This window comes from Mesorhizobium sp. M7A.F.Ca.CA.002.05.1.1 (genome assembly GCF_003998335.1).
GTDB lineage: Bacteria > Pseudomonadota > Alphaproteobacteria > Rhizobiales > Rhizobiaceae > Mesorhizobium.
In genome coordinates this window covers 1-1,902 of record NZ_RZQI01001053.1, presented here as the reverse complement: position 1 = coordinate 1,902, position 1,902 = coordinate 1, and the positions used below count along the sequence as shown (strand labels likewise).

At 59.1% G+C, this 1,902-nt stretch carries 3 protein-coding genes; 2 read left to right on the top strand and 1 reads right to left on the bottom strand.

Annotated elements, in window-relative coordinates; genetic code table 11:
- Window positions 1-136: 136 nt before the first annotated feature.
- Window positions 137-415 (bottom strand): usg protein, encoded by a 279-nt coding sequence (locus EN939_RS32330; protein WP_127271604.1) that lies wholly within the window; start codon window positions 413-415, stop codon window positions 137-139.
- Window positions 416-747: 332 nt separating this feature from the next.
- On the opposite strand from EN939_RS32330, the gene groES reads away from it, so the two are divergent.
- Together groES and groEL are read left to right on the top strand one after the other, a co-directional pair.
- Complete coding sequence (groES, locus tag EN939_RS32325) at window positions 748-1,062, top strand: co-chaperone GroES (RefSeq protein WP_127255658.1); 315 nt, start codon at window positions 748-750, stop codon at window positions 1,060-1,062.
- Between the two features lie 56 nt (window positions 1,063-1,118).
- A partial coding sequence (groEL, locus tag EN939_RS32320) for a chaperonin GroEL (protein WP_127271603.1) occupies window positions 1,119-1,902 on the top strand: 784 nt, incomplete at its 3' end.

Here is a 1,902-nt window from a genome sequence, read left to right as displayed (position 1 = left end):
CGGCAGGATCGTTTTACAACATGGAAATTGGAAATCCTGGAGCGGAGATTGTTGGCGCTGCGTGGGGCCGGCAAGAGCTTGCTCCAACGTCGTCGCTCCGGGGGCGAAGCAGGAGCGGAGTCCGTCCCAAAGACCTCTAGTGGACCGTGATGATGCCCTCGACGGCCCGCCATTCCGAAGGCTGGATGAGTCGATGATGAGCAATGCGGACCGAGTGCAGCGGACCGTCGAGTTCGCGCTCCCAATATTGGAGAAAGCCCTTGAGTTCGGGAAAGGCCGGAGCGAGATCATAGTCCTGCCAGACATAGAGCTGAAGCAGGCTCGGATGATCGGGCAGGTGATAGTGGATTTCGGCCGTCGTCAGGCCATAACCTTCCATTTGCAGGCGGAATTCGCTGCTGACCGTATCGGCCATGTCTTTCTCCTTCTCTCTCCGTTCAGGCCTCCAGCCCGCGATGTCCGTATTGAACTCGCCCGATGCCATGCCGGGACGATCGGTTCCTCTTCAAACAACGTCGCGAGAAGCTCGGGGGTTCCGAAAATAGCCGCGCCATAACAGTGCGTTGGCGCCCTTTCTGGTCGAATGGAAAAATTTTTTCGCCGGTCTCTTGAAACCGAAAAACGGCAAAACTAGCTCGATATGCGCCGCGATGCCTGACGAAGGGTCGGGGCGTTCCGCACCGGTCCGATATTGCCGGTTCGGTGCGGAGGAACCTCAAAAACCTGTTTGTCCACGAGGAGAACGACATGGCGTTCCGTCCATTGCATGACCGTATTCTGGTCCGCCGCCTTGAAGCCGAGGAGAAGACCTCCGGCGGCATCATCATCCCCGATACCGCAAAGGAAAAACCGCAGGAAGGTGAAGTGCTCGCCGTCGGTCCCGGCGCGCGCGACGACAGCGGCAAGCTTGTCGAACTCGATGTCAAGGTCGGCGACCGCATCCTGTTCGGCAAATGGTCCGGCACCGAAATCAAACTCGACGGCGAGGACCTGCTCATCATGAAGGAAAGCGACGTGATGGGTGTCATCGATGAGATCGCCGAAGTGAAGAAGGCCGCCTGACGGCTTCTTCGTATCCATCCAGTCAACGAATGCTGCCTAGATAAAGGAGTGATCCAATGGCTGCCAAAGAAGTGAAATTCCATACCGAAGCGCGCGAGAAGATGCTGCGCGGCGTCGATATCCTTGCCAATGCGGTAAAGGTGACGCTCGGTCCCAAGGGGCGCAATGTCGTCATCGACAAGTCGTTCGGCGCTCCGCGCATCACCAAGGACGGCGTCACCGTGGCCAAGGAAATCGAGCTTGAAGACAAGTTCGAGAATATGGGCGCCCAGATGGTGCGCGAAGTGGCTTCCAAGACCAACGACCTTGCCGGCGACGGCACGACGACCGCAACGGTGCTTGCACAGGCGATCGTCAGGGAAGGGGCCAAGGCGGTTGCCTCGGGCATGAACCCGATGGATTTGAAGCGCGGCATCGACAAGGCGGTCGATGCGGTGGTCGCCGAACTGAAGACCAATGCCCGCAAGGTCACCCGAAACGACGAGATCGCGCAGGTAGGCACCATCTCCGCCAATGGCGATGCCGAGATCGGCCGTTTCCTCGCCGAGGCGATGGAGAAGGTCGGCAATGAGGGCGTCATCACGGTGGAGGAGGCCAAGACCGCCGAGACCGAACTCGAAGTCGTGGAAGGCATGCAGTTCGACCGCGGCTATCTCTCGCCCTATTTCATCACCAACCAGGACAAGATGCGCGTCGAACTCGATGAGCCTTATGTGCTGATCCACGAGAAGAAGCTCTCCAACCTGCAAGCGATGCTGCCCGTGCTTGAAGCCGTGGTGCAGTCGGGCAAGCCGCTCTTGATCATCGCCGAGGATGTGGAAGGCGAGGCGCTGGCGACGC

Coding starts and splice junctions, on each gene's coding strand:
- groES (WP_127255658.1), top strand. CDS start 748: ATGGCGTTCCGTCCATTGCATGACCGTATTCTGGTCCGCCGCCTTGAA.
- EN939_RS32330 (WP_127271604.1), bottom strand. CDS start 415: ATGGCCGATACGGTCAGCAGCGAATTCCGCCTGCAAATGGAAGGTTAT.